Below are 22,937 nucleotides of genomic sequence, written 5' to 3'. Positions count from 1 at the left end.
TGGGTGCGCCCTGTATGGCGCACCCGTTGATCGTTGTTAGGCCGCGATGAATTCGTTCCACTTGCGGACCATGTATTGGTTTTCGTCCATGACGGAGTTCCAGCACACAACTGATCCCATGCGATCAAGGAAGGCACCGCCATCGCGAACTTCGCCCGCACCGGCCAGTGTGTCGCCAGTCGGGGACAAGATGTCACCTTCCGCGGCTTTGCCTTCGTACCAGAAGCCCCATTCGTCTGCGGTCATGAACTCTTTCGACGTTTCGGGCACGGCAGAGTAATACCCCTGACGCATCAGATAGCCGCCGACCCAGCCGGAGAGGTACCAGTTGATGTATTCATAGGCCGCGTCCAGTTCCAGACCAGACAGCGCAGCAGAGATGCCCAAACCACCGCCCCACGAGCGATAGCCTTCTTCGAGTGGCTGGTAGACGCATGGGACGCCTTGGGATTTGACGGCTGTGATTGCAGGCGACCACATGGACTGGATCACAACTTCGCCGGACGCCATCAGGTTGACGCTTTCATCAAAGGACTTCCAGAACGCGCGGAACTGGCCGTTTTTCTTGGCTTCGGTGAAGATGCCAAGCGTCAGGTCGATCTCTTCTTTCGTCATGTTGCCTTTGTCGGGGTAAGTGTATTCGCCCATGGATTCCACGACCATCGCCATGTCCATGATCCCGATAGACGAGATATCGAGTATCGATGCTTTACCCTTAAATTCTGGGTTCAAAAGCTCGGACCAGTTGTTGATCGGACGGCCAATCAAATCGGGGCGGATGCCAAGCGTGTCGGCGTTGTAAATCGTCGGGATCAGGGTCATCCAACCGGATTCTTCTTGTACAAAGTCTGTACCGTTTGGGCCCGACGTAAAGCCGACGGTATGTGGTGCTGTGCCCTGTGCAATCGTGCTGGTTGGTGTCAAAAGACCGTTGCGGAACGTACCGGCAATCTTGTCGTAATTGGCGATCTTGGACGTGTCCATTGCCTGCATATTGCCAGCGGCCCAAACCTTTTTACAGATAAAGTATTCGATGTCTGCGATGTCAAAACTGTTGGGCTGTGTGGCTGCGCGTTGAGTCACGCTGTCCGTATCCAGTGCAGTCATTTCAAGCGTAAAGCCAAGATCTTCTTTCACTTTATTGGCAACATCATTGAGGTTGGATACCCCTGTGCCGAACTGGCGGATGGTGACGTCCTTGATGTTTTGCGCCCAAAGCATTGGCGCGCCAAGGGTTGTAGATCCGGCCACAATTGCAGTTGATGCGGCACCTTTTAGTAATGCGCGGCGGCTGAGGCCGGTACGTGATGTAAATTTGGTCATGCGTAGTCTCCTTGTCGGTGGTTAAGTGCCGCGATTTATGCGGTCAGTTGGTGAAGGTTTTTGGCATCCCAATGCAGACCAATCTGATCGCCTGGGTGATGCGGGTTGGTGAAGTATTCAGCTTCGGGCACCAGCGCTGTGATTTCTTGGTCGCCGGTAATGCGCGACAGCAAGGATACATGGGTGCCCTGGTATTCGACGGCCGTCACTTGGGCGTCCAACGTGCCCTTTTGTGGCGCGGTAATGGTGACAGCGTCTGTGCGGATAGCGAAATGCCCCTCGGGCAGGGCGATGACATTATGGCCGCCCATAAACTGCGCAACGAAACGTGTTTTTGGTGCGTTGAACACATCCCGGGCAGGACCCGCCTGTTCGATCACCGCGTCATTCATCACCACGATCTCATCGGCCAACGCCAGTGCTTCGTCTTGCCCGTGGGTAACGTGAATAAAGCTGATGCCCAGCTCCTTTTGCAGCTTCTTGAGCTCGCCACGCATCCGGATGCGCAAGAACGGGTCTAGCGCTGAAAGCGGTTCATCCAGCAACAAAACCTCTGGTCGTGTGATAAGGGCACGGGCCAGCGCGACGCGCTGTTGCTGTCCGCCAGACAATTGATCTGGCAGTCGATCTGCCAGCGCCGTTAGGTCGACCAGTTCGAGCATCTCACCTGCTTTTTTGTGGCGTTCTTTGATGTCTACGCCCTTCATTTTCAAGCTAAAGGCGACGTTGTCGCGTACGCTAAGGTGCGGAAACAAAGCGTAGTTCTGAAACATCATCGCGGTGCCGCGTTGCGCAGGCGGTAGAGCGGAAATGTCACGCCCTGACAGTAAAATCGCACCCTCTGTCACGCTTTCATGGCCTGCAATCATCCGCAGGGTCGATGATTTTCCGCAACCCGAAGGCCCAAGCAGGCAGGTATAGGAGGATGGCTGGAACCGATGCTGTATCGCATCCACAGCGACAGTTGGACCATAGCGTTTGGTAACGTTCACCAGTTCCAGATCATGTTTTGCAGTCATGGTTACTCCTGTGTTGAAACCAGTTGAGCGCTTGTGATGACGAAGTTCAAACAGTGCCTACGGTTTCGAAGAAGAAGTCAGGTCGATGGCATAAAATTAGGCGGGCCAATTCGGTGGCGCTCAAATATTGAACACAATAAGTATTCAATATTGTATACAATTAGGCTGCGTCTTGTTCACGCAGCATGCCTCTGGCATCAGTGATTCTGAAGGAGCCTTCCATGCAGGCACAGCCCATCCCCACCCGCAAACCTCAAGACGCGACGCAAAAGGTAGCTGACGCGCTGGCTTTGGCGATTCATGAACATCGTCTCGCACCGAGTACAAAGCTGGGAGAGGACGAAATTGGAGAAATCTACAATGTGTCTCGCACTGTTGTACGCGCGGCGCTTCAATCGCTCGCGCATGTTCAGCTTGTGGAAATTCAGCGCAACAAAGGTGCATTCGTGGCAAGTCCGACCCCGCGTGCGGCCCGCGAAGTGTTTGAAGCGCGTGCTTTGCTGGAACCGCGTACCGCCCGTTCCGCTGCCAGCCGTGCCACACCACGCGACATTGAGATTTTGAAAGATCACATTGCCCAAGAGCATTTGGCCTTGGATGCTGGCGATAATGGCCGTGCGATCAACCTGTCTGGACGCTTCCATATCGAGATCGCGCGGATCGCAGATCAGGACACAATCAGTCATTTTATTGAAACTCTGATCGCCCGTTCTTCACTGGTCATAGCGCTCTATTGGCGGCGCGAAAGCGCGTTATGCGAGAGCCATGCCCATCACGCCCTGGTGCAATCAATTGCCGATGGGGATGAGCAAAATGCCGAAGAGCTGATGCGCAGCCACCTCGTCGATCTAAACTCAGCTCTCGATTTACGCAACCGCCCAATTCAAGTGCAAAACTTGCGGGAATTACTGCAAACGACAGATGAATAGTAGATCGGTCTGAACGCGAATTTCGAATGGCTGCTTTTGACAGGTAAGCTGACGTCGGTTTATGCTTATTATACGGCGGCTTTGTCCGCATAGCGGTCATTGAACCGTACATCTTGAAGCGTGTTACCCTTGCAGTCGCAGCGAATGGCGGCAAAGAGCCCGAAGTGACTGATGCTGCGTGTTGCACGAAGGTCCGCTATCAAGAACATGCCAATAACTTTCCTCATCTACTTAGGTTTTGAATGAGGTTTTTGGCGGTGGCAATCTGACTGGTTTGCGTTCGTTCCCAAAAGGAGCATTTGCTGAACGGTCCCAAAGTGTGGTGTGCGTACGAAGCTGCTGGCTGTTGAGGCTGCGCTACAATACGTTCACGACGTTCTTGGATCAAATTTTATGTAGCTTGGTTCCACGATCCAACCACCACCACAGACCAGTATTCTAACATGCTGATAGGTGGTTCTTTTTCTAACAAAATTTGTGACATTCGTTAGGTAAACGGCGGGTGCGATAGTCGTATCTGCAAATTTTGAGACGGCTACACAATTTTGATCAAGAGCGGCGTGTAGGTCATCGTCCTCAACGCAGCGGAACAAATGCCCTATCAGAAATGCATTGTGAGCCCTTCTTATCCGAACACGAGCGGGGGAGACGGTTAGGTGGTCATCTCTGAGCTATCCTCCAGGGCTTTCTCATCCTCTGGCAAAGGACCGAATATCTCGCGCCAGTACTGCCAGACACCCTCCCAGTCATCCGGCATTTGACGCCGTCTAGAGAAGTAGGTAGCGAGACTCATTGCGTAGGGGCGGCAGTCACGACAATCAAGATTAGGAGCACAGCACTTTTCGCTATTGCGCGTCAAATCGGCGTTGAAATGAACATGACGCCGCGTTAGCCGGTTGCCGCAGTCGATTGCGACGCCGCGTTCGTCCAGAGTGTAAAGACTCTCCTGACGTGTTACCCAATTAATAAAAGCAGGTGATATTCGGATAGTTTTTGGAAAACGGGATGCGGCATCGAAAATTGCGTCTCGCGCGCGATGAAGCATATCTTCCCCGAACCGCATGTCGCTCTGGCCGGAACTAAAGCGGAAATAGTCACTATCTTCATGCCGCGTGCCAGACATGCGCTTATTGTAGTCGAGAGTCGGTGAAAATAAACTAAAAACCAGTGGTAACCCATGATCTTGGCACGCCCGCGCAACGTCTGGTATTTCGTCCAGATTCAGCGCGTTAAGTGTCATAACAAATACAGCTCGAGGGTCACCTTTATAGTTCAGCATCGCTTTGCGATTCACATTAGCTCCTCGATAAAGTTCAGAACTATCCTCATTTCCCCAAAGCGAAACGTGAATTCGATAGCGTATATCGGATTCAATTTTTTTCGTACCATTGGTAAATATAGTACCCATCGGAATTTGTTCGTGGCACGCGCGAATACGGTCCGGTGTCAAAGATGGCTCTGCACCTCCAAGATAAGCGAACGTAACTCCTCGCTGTGCTTCAGATAAGAAGAATTTTTCCCAAACCTCGATATCGTTTTCGGATTTGCCCACCTCGAGGCCAGCACCGGAGAAATAGAGACACCCCTCGCATCGAAGATTGCAGACATTACTGATGTCATAGTTGCTGGTCTGCAGGCGTCCAATCCGGGTTGCGAGTCCTCCACCGTCTGACGCTGCCTTATTTGTATGGTCGCCATTCATAGCTTAAGGAACTCCTGAAATTCGCCGCTTGTAATAATCGAAGGAAAGGAAACGTGTCGGTCGAGGCCTGGGATTGGAAACTGATTTACGCCCGCGCACCCTGACAAGTACGATGCGTGATTTGCGTCGATAGGATAGTCTTCTCCGAACCACAAATCAATTTTGCATCTCCCATTTGCCAAGGCCACTTCGGGCCCTAAATCTAGCTCGTCCGCAGTGAAGCTGCGTTGCAATCGCCGTGCCACCAAACGCCCGCGACTATCACCTATGCTAGCCAGAAAATCCGATGTGATATTGGTTGGAGAAGACGCCCCTATTACTTTTTCAGCCTTCAAAAGGATGCCGTATCGGATCGCAGCAAATCCACCTATTGATGCTCCGAGGCAAAGTAATCTTTGAGTCTCATATTGTTCCAACAGTGCCGAAAGTGCTGCAATAGATCCTTTAAAATCTCCAGAAAGCGCTGGAATTCCTGCAATGTAGGCGCTGCGACTCGCATCTCGGAGATAAATAGCAGAGTGGCCTTCTACTGCGCAGAACCTGTCAACTAACTCGATTTGCACCATCGCCATGTCGCCCAATCCCGTAAAAACCAACAGTGTCGTTCCGCTGTCGCCTTTCGGGCTGAGAACCACATCGCCGCCGTCATCGACTATAGATGGCCTCCGAAGCGTGTCTTCAGGTGGCAAGCACCCAAACATCTTGCTGAATTCAGAAACCCGTCCATTGTTCGCGCTCTGCCCACTCAAAAGTTCCTGCGCCTCCAGTATTTTCCCACCGAGAGCTAACGTCATGGCTTGTTCGATGTCGTTATGCTGCGGTTGGTCCGTAACAACAGAGACGCGCCTTACCTTTAATGTCCTCTCCATATCGGGCCATTTTTTAGATATCCTCTCGTATAGGTCCTTCCTATCTGCATCCGGCAGCTCTTTCAGAACGTTTGTCAAATCGGGCAAGGCAGGGCAAAGTCGGCTTTCCGAAAGGATCCGGTGCAAAACCAGCGAAACGCCGGCCAAGTCATCGCGCTCAATCGCGTGCCGATACTCAAGTGATAACCGAAACGCCTGCCACTCCTCAGTGTCGGGTAATGCCGCCGCGCAGGTGTATGCCTCGGCAATCTGGCTTAATGCGAAATAGTGTAATGAAAGTTGACTAAGCGCAAAAGTATTGCCTGGGAAATTTTCGATCAGCGTGTTGAGGGTTTCAACATATGCTGCATCGTCTCCAAGGTTTTTATACACGCGTGCTTGTAGTTGAAAAAAACCAGCGCCACGAGCCCCTGCCTGACGCGCCGCCTTGATTGAGATAAGAGCCTTGGCGTAGTCTCCATTCCGCGATTGCACTCTTGCTGCAAGCACCAATACCTGGCGACGATCACGCCACTCGGTAGGAATATCATTTAGCAGGAACGTCGCTCGTTCCAAGTCCCCCTCCTTGATCAACCGGATCAACTCTTGAACGTAGGTTAGAAATGGCGACGGAGATTCTTCTTCAATATGTTGCATCTGAAGTGTGCCCTGTTATTTTACTTATCTCTCATCGACTTAGTAAGTTTTCGGGAAATTTTACATAATGAATTTGGATTTCAGACGCTACTGTAGTGTTTTAAAGTTTGCAATAGATAGGCCTACACAACGTGCCAAAACCACCGTTTGTTGAACGGCTCGTCGAACCGGACATTGATACACGTGCCGTGAAGGTCTGCTTCGTCCGCATTGTGTTAGTTCGCTACCTGCGCAGCGAAGGTCGGCTGTCGCAAATTAGCATCGAAGACCGTGGGTCTGCTTTGGGCTAGGAGCCGTCATTTCTTCCGGTTATACGAACGGGGGCTTTTGTCCACACAGCGGACATTGGAGCATACGACAAAAGGGAGCGTCAGTCAGGAGTGCATTCGCAATTGCAGCGAATGGCGGCAAAGAGCTCATTTGGTCTACATGCCGTGGCGCAGCCAATGTCTTCTTAAGGGAATTCATTGATTGCCGCCTATGCTTAGGAAGATCAGTTGCGACTCCAAATTGGCGTAGTCAAAAGATGGGTATCCCATGAACGCAAAGCTTGGGAAGCTTGTACTGTAAAACACGTTTCGAGTGCACAACGGGCCAAATAAGACTATAGTAGTTCGACAGTCTTACGATCTACCATTTTAATCACTTTTGAGATCACTATGTTTGGATGAGTTGGCCATCCGGTTTGGAGAGGGCTCATGAGGTCGATTGTTTCCGCAGTTGCAGGCTGGTGTTTCGAGATGATTGGCTAGTCATCACGCCAATTTCCCTCTAATATTGACCAAATTAGGGCGACTAGTGTTGATGTAGGCACGAAAATTCTGTTTAGCTCCGCGCCAGTTTTATCTGATGCGCGCGAATAGTAGTGTGCTTTTCAGACTTGCTGTGAAACGCTGGTCGGCAGCACCAAAGATATAGAGAATGAGATTTACCATGGTCACCATTATCAATGATCCAATTCCACTCGATGGTGTCCGCTATCAGACCACCGATGGCATTCGCGCGGATACCTCATCGCGCGGGGTTGATCTGGCCGGGGCGATGATTGTCGCGACCTATGGCGATGGCACAACCGAAAGCCTGACATGGGCGGCCTTTGACCCCTATACTTTTGGTGGGGCGACCGGAACGGACATCGCTATGTCTTTCGGGTTTGCGGAGCATATCCTGACCACCACCAAACTGCTGACGTCGCTGGAGGTGGACCTTAGGCCTGCAGGTTCCGTATTTGACATCACCACGACGATGGAGGGTGCCCTTGACGGGATTAACACGCCGACATCCAAGAACGGGTTTCCGTTTGAAATTTTATCCGACGATGCGGCGGAAACTGGCAGCGTCACGGCGACTTATTCGAACATCGTGAGCCTGACAGGGCATCCGGCGGAGGGGGATCTGTTTACGACAATCCTTATTGATTTCTCTGACCTGTCAGCCGGTGGGGTCTTGGGCGAAATTAGATGGAACTCAGATATTGATACGTTGGAAACAGCTGGTGATCTGGTGCTTGCCCCCCCAGTGGTCACCACCAACACGGTTGTAGACACAGACGAGGATTTCTCATGGGCGACATATACCGATACATTTGAGGATGACGTGCGTGTCTTGCGTGAGTTGACCTATGACAACGGGCGCTTGCTTGAGGTGACGTATGAGGACGGGATCAAGACGCAAGCGTCTTTAACGGATGCGCAGGACACCCAAAACTGGGAAATCTACGTCGACACATTCGACTTTGACGGAGACCGCATCTTGCGTGAGATCACCTATGATGATGGCAGACAGGTTGATACGATCTACGAAGACGGCTCCAGAACCTCGCAGGTCACAACGGATCTGGCAGACGTCTTTAGCTGGGTGTCAGCTGCTGCTGATTATGATGCCATTGGGCAGCTCAATAATTTCACGAGAACCTATGACGACGGGCGCGTGCTAGGGGTGACGTATGAGAACGGGATCAAGACGCAAGCGTCGTTAACGGACACGCAGGACGCCTACAACTGGGAAAGCTACGTCGACACATTCGACTTTGACGGAGACCGCGTCTTGCGCGAGATCACCTATGATGACGGCAGCGAAGTCATTATTTAGTATCTGGATGATTGGTCCATCGCTTAGCGTTCAATTTTTTGACACTAAGTGATCGACAGATAGATCCCATAAAACGCTAGGACGTGGAACCTCTCTTGAATATTTCCGGGCTATGGTGGGGTTGCGAAAGAAGTTATCGAAAGAGATCAATCATGGGCAAATATAGATAAAGAATTTAGGCGTGATCCTATTTCTAAACCCGCTGATTCCGCTCCTCGTCAACTCGAAATATCAGCGCAACCAAGCATTCAGCCGACGTATCAATTTGATCGGAATGACTACAGTTGGGAAGCTACGTTGCAACGCCAAAAGCTTACCACGAGACCCACTGCACGCCTAAAAATAGTTGTAAAACAACGGTTTGTTGAATTGCTTGCCAAAGGTGACATTGGTTCATACATGGCGAACCCACTCTTTGTCGACACAGGGGACATTGGTGCATACAACAAAAGGGAGCCTGAGCGATGAGAAGCAACTGCCTAGTATGCGTTGGCGGTAAGTCTTAGATGTATCTGCCGCAGCCACTCAAAATCTCTCATTTAACATGGGTGGCAAAAGGTGCTCAGCGTCTAGTTATTCTCCATCCCAATAGGGCAGATCTTATTTTGAAACTGCCATATGTTGGTGAATTGAACGGTAGACTTATGCGGAACGCTACCATTCCAGAAAAAGCTATTAATCGACATGCGTTGAGAGAGCGTAATCTGTATAGACGCTTAGGGCCCGCGTTCACGTACTCCATAAATCATGCACCTATCCCTCGCTATTACGGTCCTGTTGTAACTGACCTAGGAGTTGCGGACGCCTATGAGGGCATTTTCAACAAAGACCACAGGAAACTGGGCATGACGTTTGGACAAGTCATAAAGCGTAACCTATTGAGCGACGAGGTTCTTTCAGATATTAATGAATTTGTGGCCCGGCTCGATAGATCTGATATCCCTGCAACCGACATAAACGCCTCGAATATAGTTTACGGCTACCGAAAGGGTACGCTGGTTTTTGTTCTTGTAGACGGATTTGGTGATTATCGTTCGATCCCGTTGGAGTCGTGGTTCCGCAGAATACGGCGTAGACGTACTTCCACTGCTTATAGTCGAATTGCTAAGAGGTTTGATCTTGTTTGGAATGATCAAATCCGCCAGTTCCGTGATTGATTTTGGTTGCGTTGAATAACGATTTTTCACGCTGCCATCGACATTAAAAATGAAATTCGGACCTTTGCCCGCAAGGATGGCGTAATTGTGAGACAGCAGATCAAGGTGACCCTTCCTTGAACTTTCCAATTCCCGAGCCATAAGCCGTCATAATCAATCCGTCGATAACAAATCCGAGAGAGAGCGAGGATGTTGATACCCAACGTCGATCAGCCAATCTCGGGAACATTCAAAAAGGGATATGGATAGAAGCGGCTGAAGCTAACTCGAAAGAAAATATTGCCGCAGTAAATCAGGGGCCAGGCGACCCAAAGCATGATGTCGCCTGCTTTGATTTTGGGCTTTGGGGCCAGCAGCAGCCACCATATCCCAGCCAAAAGAGAGACAACCGTATGCGTCTCGTGATCAGCCCAAAGTTTAACACCGCTAAGAGATACTAGATGTGCCAGAAGTCGGTGGTAGATCAGCCCAAAGCAGACAATCGATATGATAACGGCCCGAACCAAACGCGGTGATACCGCACGGCGCATCGCAATCCACACCATCAGAATGAACGCCATCGTGTTGGTTAAAAGAGTAAAATATTGCGCCATGTAAGAAAGCGCGGCCAGCACCGTGTCAGACAGTTGCAGCCGAAGATAGAACTGCGTTGTCAGTGTGATTGCGGCAAAGTTCGCGATCAAGCCCGTTGTTTGGCGTGCCGTGGACGACATCGTTGAGCCTACCATTGTGTAAGCTTACCTAAAAATACTTTGCCGTGAAGAGCGCCAAATGTTCACCTTCCGCATCAAAGAATACAAGGGTTTCACCCCTGATTGCATATTTGGCCACTGCCGAAAGCGCCTGACTAAACTGCTGTTCCAATGTACCTATTGGGTCTGGACATGCCATCATGGTTGATGCTGCAGGTGCAAAGCTCAAAATGGTCCCGTCGATAGTTACCGCCCCACGCATTAGGTTGCACCCAAGTGTGGCTCGGTAGCTATCCAATGTGTCGGTTTCAAGAATGATATTAGGTTCCTTTCCAGAATTCAGACTTGGAAATGCAGCACCATTCAATTCGATCAGCCGCCAATAGGTGTTGCGAAGGCTCGCATCAGCTCTTTGGCGCTCACACGTAACTCCAGGGCGTGTTTGCACAAACCGGCTAACGGTTACTGTCTTGCGGGCGGGGCCCTCCATAGCTGCTTTTATTGAAATAGTGCCCTCTTCCATAACAAACAGTGGTGCGCCGGGTTCTTTACGATCCGTAAGATACGCGTGCTCCAAGGCGAGGTATTCGCTGTCTTGTGAAATCGGAAACTGTTCACCTGATTGGCATTCTTCTAAAATAGCGGCATCCGCCATATAGGTCATCATTCCCGCGATCAACGTCCCGCTCTCTGGCGCATCATCACTTGTCAGCACGCCAGTTTCAGGGTTCACGGAGTTCGCACTTGGACGGGCCATCACCAAATCAATTGCGGGGTGCAGGTTTTCGGGAAAGCCATCTAGCACTTTGCCCGCAACTAAATACGGACGATCAGGCCAGAGTATTTCGGTCTTAAGTGCGTAACGGCCACCTTCTGAAACCGCATCATCAGCATATGTAATTGTTAAAAGATAAGGTGGTCCGGAATTTCCGGTGGCTTCATACCGCCCAATCTCGGTCTGACCTCTATTTGAGACATCATAGAGTGTTGCGCGAAACTGTGCTTCGGGTGGAAGGGCAATGCGTTCGCGGTAAGAAGCGGTGCCTGTCAGCTCACCCGCAGTGGCGCAGATTGGTGACACAAATGCGAGCAGCAAGGCTGAAATTGTCTTTAACATGGTCATCGTTTTAAAAGTTTCATTTGGTTTTTACTTTCCTTTGACGGAACTCAATAGCCAATCTCTGGTGCTGTCAAAACTATGCTGCACAGTCCCAGTTTCATCGCATGACACTTTCATCTAGCAAAATGTAACTTCGCGGTCGAAGCGGGTGTTGATCATTGCGCGAAGCTCCGCCAGTGGCTTTTACAAAATGGTATGGCGTCCGGATGTTGGTAACCCGTTCCAAGTCATTGCCTTCTTTGGCTGGCCGCGTCGTACTCCGTTCCCATTGTCTGCGCTTCTTTGAATGCGATCTACGTTCGCTCTGGCGCTTTTATGGTGGTCGGATGTTTGGTTTTTTGAAATTGTGGCAGTGTGTCCCTGAAGTCCGGTTGAGGTCAGGTATAAATACGGTGCTGACCTAGTTCTGCTAGGTTTGTAATGGCCGTGACGTAAAGAGGTGTCCCTGTTGTGATTGAGGCGGAGGCGTGGGTAACATAACCCATTCAAACATTTTTATGCATCAGCGTTGGATTTCATATGGCGCAAGGACAAATATTATGACCGGTTTTATTCTCTACGGCTCACAGGCCAGCCTCTTTACGGGGAAGGCGCGGGGGTACATGAACTGGAAAGGTCTTTCCTTTGAGGAAAAGGCCGTCGACGAGGTCATAATGAAAACGGTTATACTTCCTCATGTGGGCTGGCCTGTTGTTCCTGTCCTTCAAACGCCGGATGGGCGTATCGTTCAGGATACCGCTGACATCATCTCCGAGATTGAAACCACACATCCCGAACCCTCAGTCATGCCGGCTGGCCCCGTGCAACGGTTTGCGTCATTATTGATGCAAGTGTATGGCGATCAATGGCTCCTTTTACCGGCGATGCATTACCGCTGGAATTATAATGAGGACTGGATTTTTACAGAATTCGGCCGCTCCTCTGCGCCTGACGCACCAGCAAGCGAGCATTATGCCATCGGCAAACAGCGCGGAGAAAAATTCAGGGCGATGGTGCCGATGCTTGGCATCAATGAAGCAACAATCCCCGGTATCGAAGCTTCCTATGAGCAGTTCTTGTCCGAATTTTCCGCTCACTTAGAAGAATTCAACTATGTGTTTGGCGACAGGCCCTCATTGGCGGATTTTGCATTACTTGGGCCGCTCTATGCACATCTGTACCGTGATCCAGCCAGCCGCGAAATTATGGAACGGGTTGCCCCAAACGTCGCAAGATGGGCTGAACGCACCATTTCGGGGCAGGACCATACGGGGGACTTGATCGGAAATGACGTAATCCCCAAAACACTGGAGCCAATGTTTAAACGACATTCAGCAGAACACATCCCCGTAATGGAGGCGACAAATGCGTTGTTTGCTGCGTGGTGTGAAACCGCAGCATCCGGGGATGAAGTGCCGCGCGGATTAGGGATGGTTCCGTTTGTTGCGTGCGGATGTGAAGGGCAAACACTGGCCCTGTCATTCTCCCTGTTTCGGTTGCAGGCCGCTCTTGACGCGCTGGATGAATTGTCAGGCAACGATCGCGCAAATGCTGAGGTCTTTTTGACCAGGATTAATGCAGAAGAATTGCTGTCATTTAAATTGCCCCGCCGTCTAGAACGCAAAAACTGTAAGCTGTGCCTCGTGTAGTGAATACTGGTTCAGTTAGGCGCGGACCCGTTCCATAGATTGGAGCGGGTTAAGGGTGTGTAATTTTAATAACAAATTCAATCTGTTGAGATGTGCTGGTGTGCGTCATTCAGGGTTGGGGACCTTCATATAATCTTCCTTTGCAATCTTTACGATCCCTTTGAGCCCCAGCAACGCCTTGTCTTCTGGGCTTAACGTTTCAATGGCACCTTTGACGGCGTTAAAAATGGCGTCAGCATCATTTCCCATCGCTGTGATCAGCGGCAACCCCGGTGTGGGCTGCGTCCATTCCAAGACCCGTAAATCGGCAGCGAATGCTTCATAGGTTTCCAAAAGACGCCATGTCACAGCATCCAATGACGCAATATCGGCAGTGCCCAGCGCAACTGCTTGCGCTGATTTCAGATGCTGTCCGGTTTCAAGCTGGTTTTCAAACCAAAACCCCAGTGGTTTCACATGTGAGTAGGGCGCGGCATATCCTGATTGCGAATGCGTCTGATTATAGGCAAAGACAGCGTTCTTGAACGCGGCAATATCTGTGCGGGGATCATCTGCACGCACAACCAGCGCACTCCGGTAATACCCTGCAGGGCTGTCGATGACGCCAAAGTCGGGAGTGCCGATCAGCTTTACGTTTTCGTGCAGTAGTGTCCGGTAGGGCATCCCACAGGTCTGGCTCATGACCAATTCAGGGTCATTCCAGACCGTGAACATGTCTGCATCTTGGGACAGGGTTTCAGGGCTGTCGATCCCTGCGTCGGTCAGGTTTTTACGGATCAATGCCCAGTAACGGTTATGCGCCTCTGTCAGTTCAGGGCGCTGGTACATCATCAGATTGGCGATCATCTAGGGTAACCTTTTTTTGGGCGGGCAACGATTGGTGGCGTGATCGTTGCCTCGTTAATAATCGGCCTTTGAAAATCGGTATGAGGTCACGTTGGTGTGGCCTCCCAGTAGGGTGCGCGCAACTCTTTCTTGAGGATTTTGCCTATTGTGCTGCGAGGCATGGATTCCCGTTTCTCAACCGCCGACAAACGTTGGCTTTTTCCCAATGTGGCATTCGCTTGTAACAGAATGTCGTTCACGGTGCGGGTTGCCCCTTGGCGCAAGGTCACAAGGCCAAGGGGCGTTTCCCCCCATGCCTCTGATGGGACACCGATCACGGCAGCATCCATCACATCCGCGTCTTGCAGCAACACAAGCTCCAGATCGTTGGCGTAAATATTCAGGCCGCCAGAAATGATCATGTCTTTCTTGCGATCTGACAAAACCAAAAAACCGTCTTGGTCAAAGGACCCCATATCGCCTGAGCGGAAATAGACGTGTCCTTGCGCATCGCGCCAGATGTATTCAGCGGTTAGATCGTTACGGCCAAAATATCCCGCCATCATCGTTGGACCACGCCCACAGATTTCACCCACTTCACCTTGCGGTACTTCATGACCTGAACCGTCAATCAGGCGGATGTCATTACCAGGTGCCAGTTGGCCAACCGTGTGCAGTTTTGTCGGATTGTCATCCGCGATCAAAACGGTCACGCCGCCGCCCTCAGTCAGGCCGTAATATTCAATCAGCTTGCCGGGGAAACGGGCCAAGACGTCGGCCTTAACATCTGCGCGCAGCGGCGCGGATGTGGAGAACTTCATCCGCATAGAGCTAAGGTCAAACGCTTCGAAATCAGGCACATCCATGATGCGTTTGTATTGTACGGGGACCAGCATCGTATGGGTGATGGCCTCGCGTTGAATGATTTTCAGATATTCCTGCGCGTCAAATTTTGGCATCATATACACGGTTGATCCACCAAAAAGGGTAGGCAGGAACGCAACAATGGTTGTGTTGGAATATAACGGCGTTGAGATGAGCGTGCGTGCGTTATCATCATATCCATTGGGTGAGACACGCTCCATCTGGGCGGCGCGCATCCAGTGATTGTGCAAAATCCCTTTTGGCGTGCCAGTGGTGCCAGAAGAATAGATCAGGTTAAACGCATCTGACATTTCGATCGGGATCATGGGGTCAGTGGCAGGTGCGTCTGCTAGGGCCGTTTCGTAATCGGCAAAGTCAGGGTGTTCAAAGTCAATGGCAACTCTTTGTAGCGACAGGCTTGAGACAAACCCCTCTACCAGATCGAAGTACTGCTTAGCCACAAAAATGGCTTTGGCATCGCTGTCGGCTAGCATTTTGTGCAGCGCATCGGGGGATGCCATTGAGGACAAAGGAGTCACGCAAGCCCCTGCGCGCAGAATGCCCAAGAACAACTCAGCGTAAGCAATTGAATTGGCCGATAGGATTGCGACGTTATCGCCCTTATGCACGCCCATCTCCAAAACCACATTAGCGACCCGGTTTGTACGGGCATCCAGCTCGGCCCATGTTAGGCGTTGCGCGCCACAAACAAGCGCAAGCTGCTGCGGCGTCTTCGTAGCATTCTGCCTAAGGCGCTCTACAATAGTTTGCTCAGGCGCGACTGCTGGTGCCGGGGGCTGGATGAGGATCTGGGATGTCACGATGTTCTAGCCTTTTTTTACTTGGGCGCCGTGCTGCCAAAATAGATCAAAGCCGTTTGTGGGTAATAGATCAATAGATGCCCCGCAGCGCGGCAATTTCCCGACGTAGGGTTATATTAGTTTGATATTTGGCGGGAATGAGCAGCGTAATAAGACAAAGCGATCGCCAGATGTCGACCATGCGAGCATTTCACAACGGCAACTTAAAAATCAGATAAGAAATCATCAACGAGTTGTTCAGATGGTGCACCGAGCCATGTTACATCGCAGGCTTTTAGTGCGCGTCTGATCATGAAGGGGACATCGCGTCTCGCAAAACCGCTATGCAGAGATCTTAGGCGTTCGTCGTAGGCCTCGAATGCCAATACTGGCTTTGCATCCATATCAAGCAATACCGTCCACGTTGTATGCCAACCCAATTTCCCAGCCAATAAAGTGAAACGTGAGGTGGAGTTAGGTAAGACGTGCATTTTGTCGCCTTTCAACCATCTCACGTCAAATCCAAGTATCCGAGTATTGGTTGCACTGACGCAGTCGGCAATAACAGTGGCAGTCGCTCGGCCCTCAGATGCAGCAGTATTCGCGACTACGCTCATTGCAACGGCACTTGCTATGAGTGTTGTTTTAAGGGCGCTGGAAAACTGGTTTCTCAAACTTAACATCCATTTGAATTATACAACGTCAATTTGTTTTTCAATTGTTGTTAGGAATAATTTTTTGAACTCACCGGGGATGATGAGGGCAGGGGGTGGCCAACTGTAGAGGGCAGCGCAATTGAAGTCCTTGGGCCGTTGGTGCGTGCCTTTATGTTGAACGTTTATGGTTTTGTAGCTGGCTAAGTGTTGTTGGAAATACGACAGCTGGGTGTCCATGCAAAGGCGCTTTCACGTGCACTGCATTCTCAGTCGATTTGCGGCAATGAACAAAACTCGTGAAACTTCGAATCGATCAAATGTGGCGGACCTAACGTCAACTCTTGGTTAATAAAACGGGTTTCTGGGTATTGGTTCCAACCTGAGAACAAGTAATCATTTTTGAATGATCCGCTAGAAGCAGATAAATGGCTGGGCCATTGTTTCTAAAGGAGAAACAGTCGATGCAAGTCAAAAGTGTGTCTCTTTGAGCGAGACTGACTGATTTATCATATTTTGAGGGGCGTTACGGAAATTCGTTGTTTCTTGCCTTGGAAACAATGTTCTCCAAATGCGGGAGATAGGCGGGGGTATCTCACCCTAAATGACGCATGAGGATAATTTCACTGACACTTTTCAGACATTTTTCCCTTTGTCTCTCCTACCCCAAAAGGTATCTATGAAAAAGCCCACTGGGGGGCGAGTACTATCTAGGTCCGGGGGCGGCCGCACATTAACTCCATCGTTTGATGTGGAAGAGGTGCAGTGCCGCAATGTTTGCGACTGCTGCTTATTTAGAATGGCGGGACACCTTTGATGTTCCGCTATTTGGCCACATTTTGGTCAGCCTCTCCCTTCAATACGGCGTTACTGTGTGCGTGTCGCAGTCGGATCAATTTCGTCGCCTCACGGTGTTTATGAGTTTGAATGGAGAAGACGATAAGATGTCCAGCCTTTCTAGGAAATATCCCGTACGGAGCTGTTCGGCTCTGCTGTCTGCTGTCCGGCTGTCCGTTGTCTGGATTACTCAAACTTATTCCCTTCACACATTTTCCAATCCGGCCGCATCGCGCGCCGCGCGCATTGCTGCATAGGAGCACTTCACATGATCAGAACTGTTGATTTCAATAATCTCGCAACCGGCGAAACTGTAACCACTCAATTCCAAGACATTGGCCTAAAGGTCTCGGCCACTGCTGGTGGGTCTGGTTTTGATAAAGCCATGATCTTTGACACGAACAATCCTACGGGCGAAGATGACGATCTGGGCACGGACAACCTTGATAATGTGTTGATCATTTCTGAAGATGGCGATGCGTCTGACCCCGATGACAACGCCAGTGGTGGTACGTTTACGTTCAAGTTTGACGAAGCGGTTTCAATTAAGTCGCTTACGTTCTTGGATGTTGAAGATCCAGCAACCATGCGTTTTTATGGCGAAGATGGCACGCTGATCAGTGAACAAACTGTTTTGCCAACAGGTGACAATGGTCAAAGTGTTATTCAGCTATTTGTACCTGGAACAGTTCGTTTCGAGATTGATCTGGTTGGCGAAGGTGCAATCGATAATCTGGTGTTTAATGATAACCAGCCAGAAGTTGTACTAGACGGCATCGTTTCAGGCGATGACGACGCAAATGTTATCGATCTTGCCTATACTGGTGATCCGGACGGCGATCGTATTGACGCTGGCGATGCGGTGATCGCGGGCGAAGCTGCGGATGATGACATCGTTGACGCCTTGGGCGGTAACGACACAATCACGTCCCTTGAAGGTGATGATGATGTATATGCGGGCGCGGGTGATGATGTAGTGTCGGGCGGCGAAGGCGATGACCTGATCTATGGCGACACCACACTTGCGGATAAAGACGCAGTCGCTTCTGTTGAAGAGACACGTGAAAGCTTTAACTGGAGCGGCGCGGGCGTTGATGACGGTGAAATGCTTAACGGATTCACCCAAGACACAGGCAATGTGAACGTCACATTCACAAATTTGGGCGGAACTGCAAAAACCGATACAACCTTCTCGACCGACACACAGCGTGTTGATGGCATTGAAGGTGAAGACGAAACTGTCAGCTCAACCAGCTCTTTGTCCAGCGTAACGCGCGCAGATGGCCAATCCGAGAATTACCAACTGAGCTTTGATACACCTGTTGCGAATGTTGACTTTAATATCAATGACATTGATGGCGATAGCTCTGTTCGGGTCTTGGCCTACGATGCAGATGGCAACCCGCTCGAAGTGACATTGGTTGCCGGTGGTGGCCTCACGTTGTCTGACTCAGATGGCGTTAATGGTGACGATACGGCACAGGCTGATGGCAACTATGCCGATGCGGACAACCCGTTCTACTCCCTTGAAGTTGATATCGCAGGCCCTGTTTCGCGCATTGAAATCCTGCACGAACAGACCGGTGTTGCGAACACTAGCGTGAACATTACAGACGTCTTCTTTACGTCCGGCGGCACTGTTGCTGAAGTTTACGGCGGTGATGATGATTTGTCGGGCGACGCAGGCGATGACACCATCTTTGGCGAAGGCGGCGATGACACGCTGACTGGCGGCGAAGGTGCGGATAGCCTTTCTGGCGGCAACGATGCTGATCTGTTTGTTGGCGGCGATGACGGTGACGTTGTTGATGGCGGCACAGGCGGCAACGACTATGACACGCTTGATCTGTCAGACAGCGGCCCATTACGGGTTGTGAATGAAACTGTAGATGCAGATGGCGACTCGACCTCTGGCACAGTAGAGTTCTTGAATGACGATGGTTCCGTTTCCGGCTCAATGACCTTTGCTGAAATCGAAGAATTGATCCTGCCTGTAGACGAGAATGCAGCGCCAACCGCAGTTGATGACGTCCTCACCATGGACGAGGATACAACGCGCGATATCAATGTGTTGGTCAACGACACTGATCCAGATCTTGATCCGCTGACAGTGACTGCAGCCTCCAGCGCGGACGGCGAAGTGACCTTTACCGCCGAAGGCGTCGTTACATTCACACCAAACGAAGATTTCAACGGCGACGCGGTGATCAACTACACCATCACGGACGGCAACGGCGGCTTTGACGATGCAATTGTTACTGTAACTGTTAACCCGATCAACGATGCGCCAGTGGCCGAAGATGATGCTTCTACGACAGATGAAGCAACACCGGTGATCGTATCCGTATTGGATAACGACAGTGATGTGGATGGCGATGCGCTGACAGTGACCGAGGCAACTTCGGAAGATGGCTCGGTTGCGATCAACGGCGACGGTACAATTACATTCACGCCGAATGATGGCTTCTTTGGTGAAGCAGTGGTCGATTACACGATCTCTGACGGTTCACTGACAGACGCAGCGGTTGTGCGTATCACAGTGAACGAAGACGCAGAGAACTTTGCGCCGGTTGCGGTCGATGACGCGGCTGAAACCGACGAGGAGACAGCTGTCACCATCGACGTGTTGGGCAATGACACCGATCCAGAAGACGACACGCTGACAGTGACCGAGGCCAACTCGGAAGATGGCACCGTAACCATCAATGGTGACGGCACGCTTGAATTCACACCAAACGCTGACTTCTTTGGTGAAGCAGTGGTTAACTACACCATCACGGACGGAAACGGCGGCATTGATGATGCGCGTGTGTTTGTGACAGTTGAGAACGTGAATGACGCGCCAGTTGCCGAGGATGACTGCGTTGCGACAGAATTGAACACACCAGTGACAATTCCTGTTCTTGCCAACGACAGCGATGTTGATGGTGATGATCTGTCCGTCACAACGGCAACTTCGCCTGACGGCTCTGTTGCGATCAACGCGGATGGCACAATCGAATTCACGCCAAACGATGGGTTCACCGGCGACGCAGAAATCAACTACACCATTTCGGATGGAAACGGCGGCGTTGCATCTGCGATTGCCAAAGTATCAGTTGGTGAAACGTCAGAGCCACCAGTGGCAGCAGATGACACAGCCACCACCGATGAAGACACACCTGTCACCATCGATGTGCTGACCAACGACAGCGACCCAGATGGTGATCCCCTTGAAGTGATTGAGGCAACATCACCTGATGGCTCTGTCACAATCAACGACGATGGTACGCTTGAGTTCACGCCAAACGCCGACTTTAACGGACCAGCGACAATCACCTACACTATCACAGATGGCAACGGGGGAACGGATACTGCAGTTGTTGACGTGACTGTTACTCCGGTCAACGATGGCCCGCTGGCTGAAGATGACAACGCTGAAACACTTTTGGATACGCCAATTACCGTGTCCGTTTTGGACAACGATAGCGATCCTGAAGGGGATGATCTGACAGTTGTTGACGCTTCTAGCCCGGATGGCGAAGTGGTGATCAATGCTGACGGTACGCTGACCTTTACGCCAAATGACGGTTTCACAGGCGAAGCACAGGTCAACTACACCATCTCAGATGGTGAGCTGGAAGATCCGGCGGTACTGTTTGTTGATGTGACTTTGACGCCAACCAACGGGGCGCCTGTTACTGAAGATGATGTTTCCACGACACCAATTGGAACACCTGTCGTAATTGACGTGCTGGTGAATGACAGTGACCCAGACGGCGATCCGCTTACCGTTATCGAAGCCACAAGCCCGAATGGATCTGTGGATATCAACGACGATGGTACGATCACCTTTACGCCAGAGGATGGCTTTGTTGGTCCAGCCGAGATCACCTATGTGGTTTCTGACGGCAACGGCGGCGAAACACCGGGCACCGTAGATGTGCTGGTTAACGATGGCATTGTGACCGGTACAGACGGCGACGATGTGATCGATACTGGTTACACAGGTGACCCAGAAGGTGATATGGTCGACAACGAAGATGCCATCCTGCCAGGCGAAGCGCCTCAGGATGACATCATTGAAGCAGGCGGTGGCAATGACACTATTGTTGCTGGCGAAGGCTCAGACGATGTTGATGGCGGTACTGGTGATGACGTCATTGATACTGGCAACAGCGATCCGCTTCCTGACCTTGGGTATCCGGGTGTGTTTGATGCGGATGACGATCCCGAAGATGACCGCGACAGCGTTGATGGCGGTGCTGGCAACGACACGATCAGCACTGGTGATGACCGTGACACAATCACGGGCGGCTCTGGCAATGATGTGATCAACGCAGGTATCGACGACGATGATATTTCTGGTGGTGACGGCGATGACCGTATTGTGGGCGCTGAAGGCAACGACAGCATCACAGGCGGCGCTGGCAACGACACGATCTATGCCAATAACGATCCTGATCTGGGCCTTGATTTTCTGGAAATCGAAGATGACGGCAGCAATCCACTTGGGCCTGACCTTGAGCCTGACAATGGCGACGATACCGTTGATGGCGGTGCCGGAGATGACGTTATCTTTGGTGGCGACGACAGCGATAGCCTGATCGGCGGTTCTGGTGATGACAGCCTTGATGGTGGGATCGATGATGACACCCTTGAGGGTGGCACAGGTAATGACACGCTGATCGGTGGTCAGGGCAATGACACGTTGCGCGGTAACAACGACAACGACACGTTGGACGGTGGTACTGGTAACGATTTGCTGGATGGCGGTCAGGATGACGATGTTCTGAACGGCGGCGAAGGTGACGATACCCTCGAAGGCGCGTTGGGTGATGATACACTCAACGGTGGCGACGGAGACGACAGCATTGTTGGCGGTTCCGGCAACGACATCTTTGATGGCGGTGATGGCAACGACACGATGACTGGTGGCGGGGATCGCGACAACTTCGTCAATGTTAACGCTGGTGATGTTGTTGATGGTTCTGAATCGGGCGATGACTTTGACTGTCTTGATCTCACGGGATCTGCGCCTACAGGTGGTCGTTTGGAAGTAGTTCTGAGCGATGACAACGTTGAAAACGGAGTTGTTAACTACTTCAACGCCGACGGTACGGATGCTGGCCAGCTGGTCTTTAGCAACATCGAAAAAGTCGTTCCTTGCTTTACGCCGGGTACACTGATCGCAACACCAAAAGGTGAGCGCAAAGTCGAAACGCTGGAAGTTGGCGACCGCATCATCACCCGTGACAACGGGATGCAGGTTATCCGCTGGATTGGCTCACGTGACATGCAAGGCGAAGAACTGACAGCGCAAGAACATCTGCGCCCGGTTCTGATCCGCGAAGGTGCGCTGGGTAACGGTCTGCCAGAACGTGATATGATGGTATCGCCTCAGCACCGCGTGCTGATCGCTAATGATAAAACGGCCCTCTACTTTGAGGAGCGTGAAGTCTTGGTTGCGGCGAAACACTTGACGGATATGGAAGGGATCGACGTGGTTGACGTGTCGCATACCACCTATATCCACATCATGTTCGACCAGCACGAAGTGATCCTTTCTGATGGGTGCTGGACCGAAAGCTTCCAGCCTGGTGACATGTCACTGGCCGGCGTTGGCGATGCGTCCCGCGACGAAATTCTGGAACTCTTCCCAGAACTTGCAACCAACGAAGGCATCCAAGCCTACGCAGCAGCCCGCAAGTCGCTGAAAAAGCACGAAGCGAAGCTGGTTACTAAGTAAACTGTAAGCCTCATAAAAAGAATTCCCTCAGGCGCTCCAAAATAGGACGCGCCTGAGGGTACAC

The 22,937-nt window shown here is 51.2% G+C and carries 15 protein-coding genes; 6 read left to right on the top strand and 9 right to left on the bottom strand.

What is annotated here, in order from left to right:
• Positions 1-36 precede the first annotated feature (36 nt).
• Positions 37-1,323, bottom strand: a complete 1,287-nt coding sequence (locus tag V7775_RS16225; protein ID WP_335752949.1) for an ABC transporter substrate-binding protein — start codon at positions 1,321-1,323, stop codon at positions 37-39.
• 35 nt (positions 1,324-1,358) lie between these two features.
• A complete protein-coding gene (locus V7775_RS16220) occupies positions 1,359-2,342 on the bottom strand; it encodes an ABC transporter ATP-binding protein (RefSeq protein WP_335752948.1) in 984 nt (327 codons plus the stop codon).
• Positions 2,343-2,563: 221 nt separating this feature from the next.
• Here V7775_RS16220 and V7775_RS16215 point away from each other — a divergent pair, with 221 nt between their 5' ends.
• Positions 2,564-3,271 carry a GntR family transcriptional regulator gene (locus V7775_RS16215; RefSeq protein WP_335752947.1) on the top strand — a complete coding sequence of 236 codons (708 nt, stop codon included), beginning with the start codon at positions 2,564-2,566 and terminating at the stop codon, positions 3,269-3,271.
• A 652-nt stretch (positions 3,272-3,923) separates the two neighbouring features.
• Here V7775_RS16215 and V7775_RS16210 read toward each other — a convergent pair.
• Both V7775_RS16210 and V7775_RS16205 read right to left on the bottom strand, forming a co-directional pair.
• Positions 3,924-4,973 carry a hypothetical protein gene (locus V7775_RS16210; protein ID WP_335752946.1) on the bottom strand — a complete coding sequence of 350 codons (1,050 nt, stop codon included), beginning with the start codon at positions 4,971-4,973 and terminating at the stop codon, positions 3,924-3,926.
• Positions 4,970-6,478, bottom strand: a complete 1,509-nt coding sequence (locus V7775_RS16205; RefSeq protein WP_335752945.1) for a hypothetical protein — start codon at positions 6,476-6,478, stop codon at positions 4,970-4,972. Before V7775_RS16205 ends, V7775_RS16210 begins: the two co-directional genes overlap by 4 nt.
• 933 nt (positions 6,479-7,411) lie before the next feature.
• Here V7775_RS16205 and V7775_RS16200 point away from each other — a divergent pair.
• Entirely contained in the window at positions 7,412-8,569 is a 1,158-nt protein-coding gene (locus V7775_RS16200; RefSeq protein ID WP_335752944.1) for a hypothetical protein, read from the top strand.
• 506 nt (positions 8,570-9,075) lie between these two features.
• Positions 9,076-9,726: a YrbL family protein gene (locus V7775_RS24845; protein ID WP_443070139.1), complete on the top strand. Its 651-nt coding sequence runs from the start codon at positions 9,076-9,078 to the stop codon at positions 9,724-9,726.
• A gap of 209 nt (positions 9,727-9,935) precedes the next feature.
• Here V7775_RS24845 and V7775_RS16195 read toward each other — a convergent pair whose 3' ends face one another.
• Entirely contained in the window at positions 9,936-10,439 is a 504-nt protein-coding gene (locus V7775_RS16195; protein WP_335752943.1) for a Pr6Pr family membrane protein, read from the bottom strand.
• A gap of 28 nt (positions 10,440-10,467) precedes the next feature.
• Entirely contained in the window at positions 10,468-11,535 is a 1,068-nt protein-coding gene (locus V7775_RS16190; RefSeq protein WP_335752942.1) for an META domain-containing protein, read from the bottom strand.
• Positions 11,536-12,077: 542 nt separating this feature from the next.
• Between V7775_RS16190 and V7775_RS16185 the strand changes: the two genes are divergently transcribed.
• Positions 12,078-13,166: a glutathione S-transferase family protein gene (locus V7775_RS16185; protein ID WP_335752941.1), complete on the top strand. Its 1,089-nt coding sequence runs from the start codon at positions 12,078-12,080 to the stop codon at positions 13,164-13,166.
• A 105-nt stretch (positions 13,167-13,271) separates the two neighbouring features.
• On the opposite strand, the gene V7775_RS16180 is transcribed toward V7775_RS16185, so the two are convergent.
• From V7775_RS16180 to V7775_RS16170, 3 genes are all read right to left on the bottom strand, one after another.
• The gene (locus tag V7775_RS16180) at positions 13,272-14,012 is read right to left on the bottom strand and encodes a phosphate/phosphite/phosphonate ABC transporter substrate-binding protein (protein WP_335752940.1); all 741 of its coding nucleotides are present in this window, start codon (positions 14,010-14,012) and stop codon (positions 13,272-13,274) included.
• A gap of 86 nt (positions 14,013-14,098) precedes the next feature.
• Entirely contained in the window at positions 14,099-15,676 is a 1,578-nt protein-coding gene (locus V7775_RS16175) for a class I adenylate-forming enzyme family protein (protein ID WP_335752939.1), read from the bottom strand.
• Positions 15,677-15,879: 203 nt separating this feature from the next.
• Positions 15,880-16,329 (bottom strand): hypothetical protein, encoded by a 450-nt coding sequence (locus V7775_RS16170; RefSeq protein ID WP_335752938.1) that lies wholly within the window; start codon positions 16,327-16,329, stop codon positions 15,880-15,882.
• Positions 16,330-17,081: 752 nt separating this feature from the next.
• Between V7775_RS16170 and V7775_RS16165 the strand changes: the two genes are divergently transcribed.
• Positions 17,082-17,402: a hypothetical protein gene (locus V7775_RS16165; protein ID WP_335752937.1), complete on the top strand. Its 321-nt coding sequence runs from the start codon at positions 17,082-17,084 to the stop codon at positions 17,400-17,402.
• An 11-nt stretch (positions 17,403-17,413) separates the two neighbouring features.
• On the top strand, positions 17,414-22,873 hold the full coding sequence (locus V7775_RS16160; protein ID WP_335752936.1) for an Ig-like domain-containing protein: 5,460 nt from the start codon (positions 17,414-17,416) through the stop codon (positions 22,871-22,873).
• Positions 22,874-22,937 lie beyond the last annotated feature (64 nt).

Origin of the sequence: Sulfitobacter sp. (genome assembly GCF_036960155.1) — a bacterium.
GTDB lineage: Bacteria > Pseudomonadota > Alphaproteobacteria > Rhodobacterales > Rhodobacteraceae > Sulfitobacter.
This window is presented reverse-complemented; position numbering and strand designations above follow the sequence as displayed.

Coding starts and splice junctions, on each gene's coding strand:
- V7775_RS16225 (WP_335752949.1), bottom strand. CDS start 1,323: ATGACCAAATTTACATCACGTACCGGCCTCAGCCGCCGCGCATTACTA.
- V7775_RS16220 (WP_335752948.1), bottom strand. CDS start 2,342: ATGACTGCAAAACATGATCTGGAACTGGTGAACGTTACCAAACGCTAT.
- V7775_RS16215 (WP_335752947.1), top strand. CDS start 2,564: ATGCAGGCACAGCCCATCCCCACCCGCAAACCTCAAGACGCGACGCAA.
- V7775_RS16210 (WP_335752946.1), bottom strand. CDS start 4,973: ATGAATGGCGACCATACAAATAAGGCAGCGTCAGACGGTGGAGGACTC.
- V7775_RS16205 (WP_335752945.1), bottom strand. CDS start 6,478: ATGCAACATATTGAAGAAGAATCTCCGTCGCCATTTCTAACCTACGTT.
- V7775_RS16200 (WP_335752944.1), top strand. CDS start 7,412: ATGGTCACCATTATCAATGATCCAATTCCACTCGATGGTGTCCGCTAT.
- V7775_RS24845 (WP_443070139.1), top strand. CDS start 9,076: ATGTATCTGCCGCAGCCACTCAAAATCTCTCATTTAACATGGGTGGCA.
- V7775_RS16195 (WP_335752943.1), bottom strand. CDS start 10,439: ATGTCGTCCACGGCACGCCAAACAACGGGCTTGATCGCGAACTTTGCC.
- V7775_RS16190 (WP_335752942.1), bottom strand. CDS start 11,535: ATGTTAAAGACAATTTCAGCCTTGCTGCTCGCATTTGTGTCACCAATC.
- V7775_RS16185 (WP_335752941.1), top strand. CDS start 12,078: ATGACCGGTTTTATTCTCTACGGCTCACAGGCCAGCCTCTTTACGGGG.
- V7775_RS16180 (WP_335752940.1), bottom strand. CDS start 14,012: ATGATCGCCAATCTGATGATGTACCAGCGCCCTGAACTGACAGAGGCG.
- V7775_RS16165 (WP_335752937.1), top strand. CDS start 17,082: ATGTTTGCGACTGCTGCTTATTTAGAATGGCGGGACACCTTTGATGTT.
- V7775_RS16160 (WP_335752936.1), top strand. CDS start 17,414: ATGATCAGAACTGTTGATTTCAATAATCTCGCAACCGGCGAAACTGTA.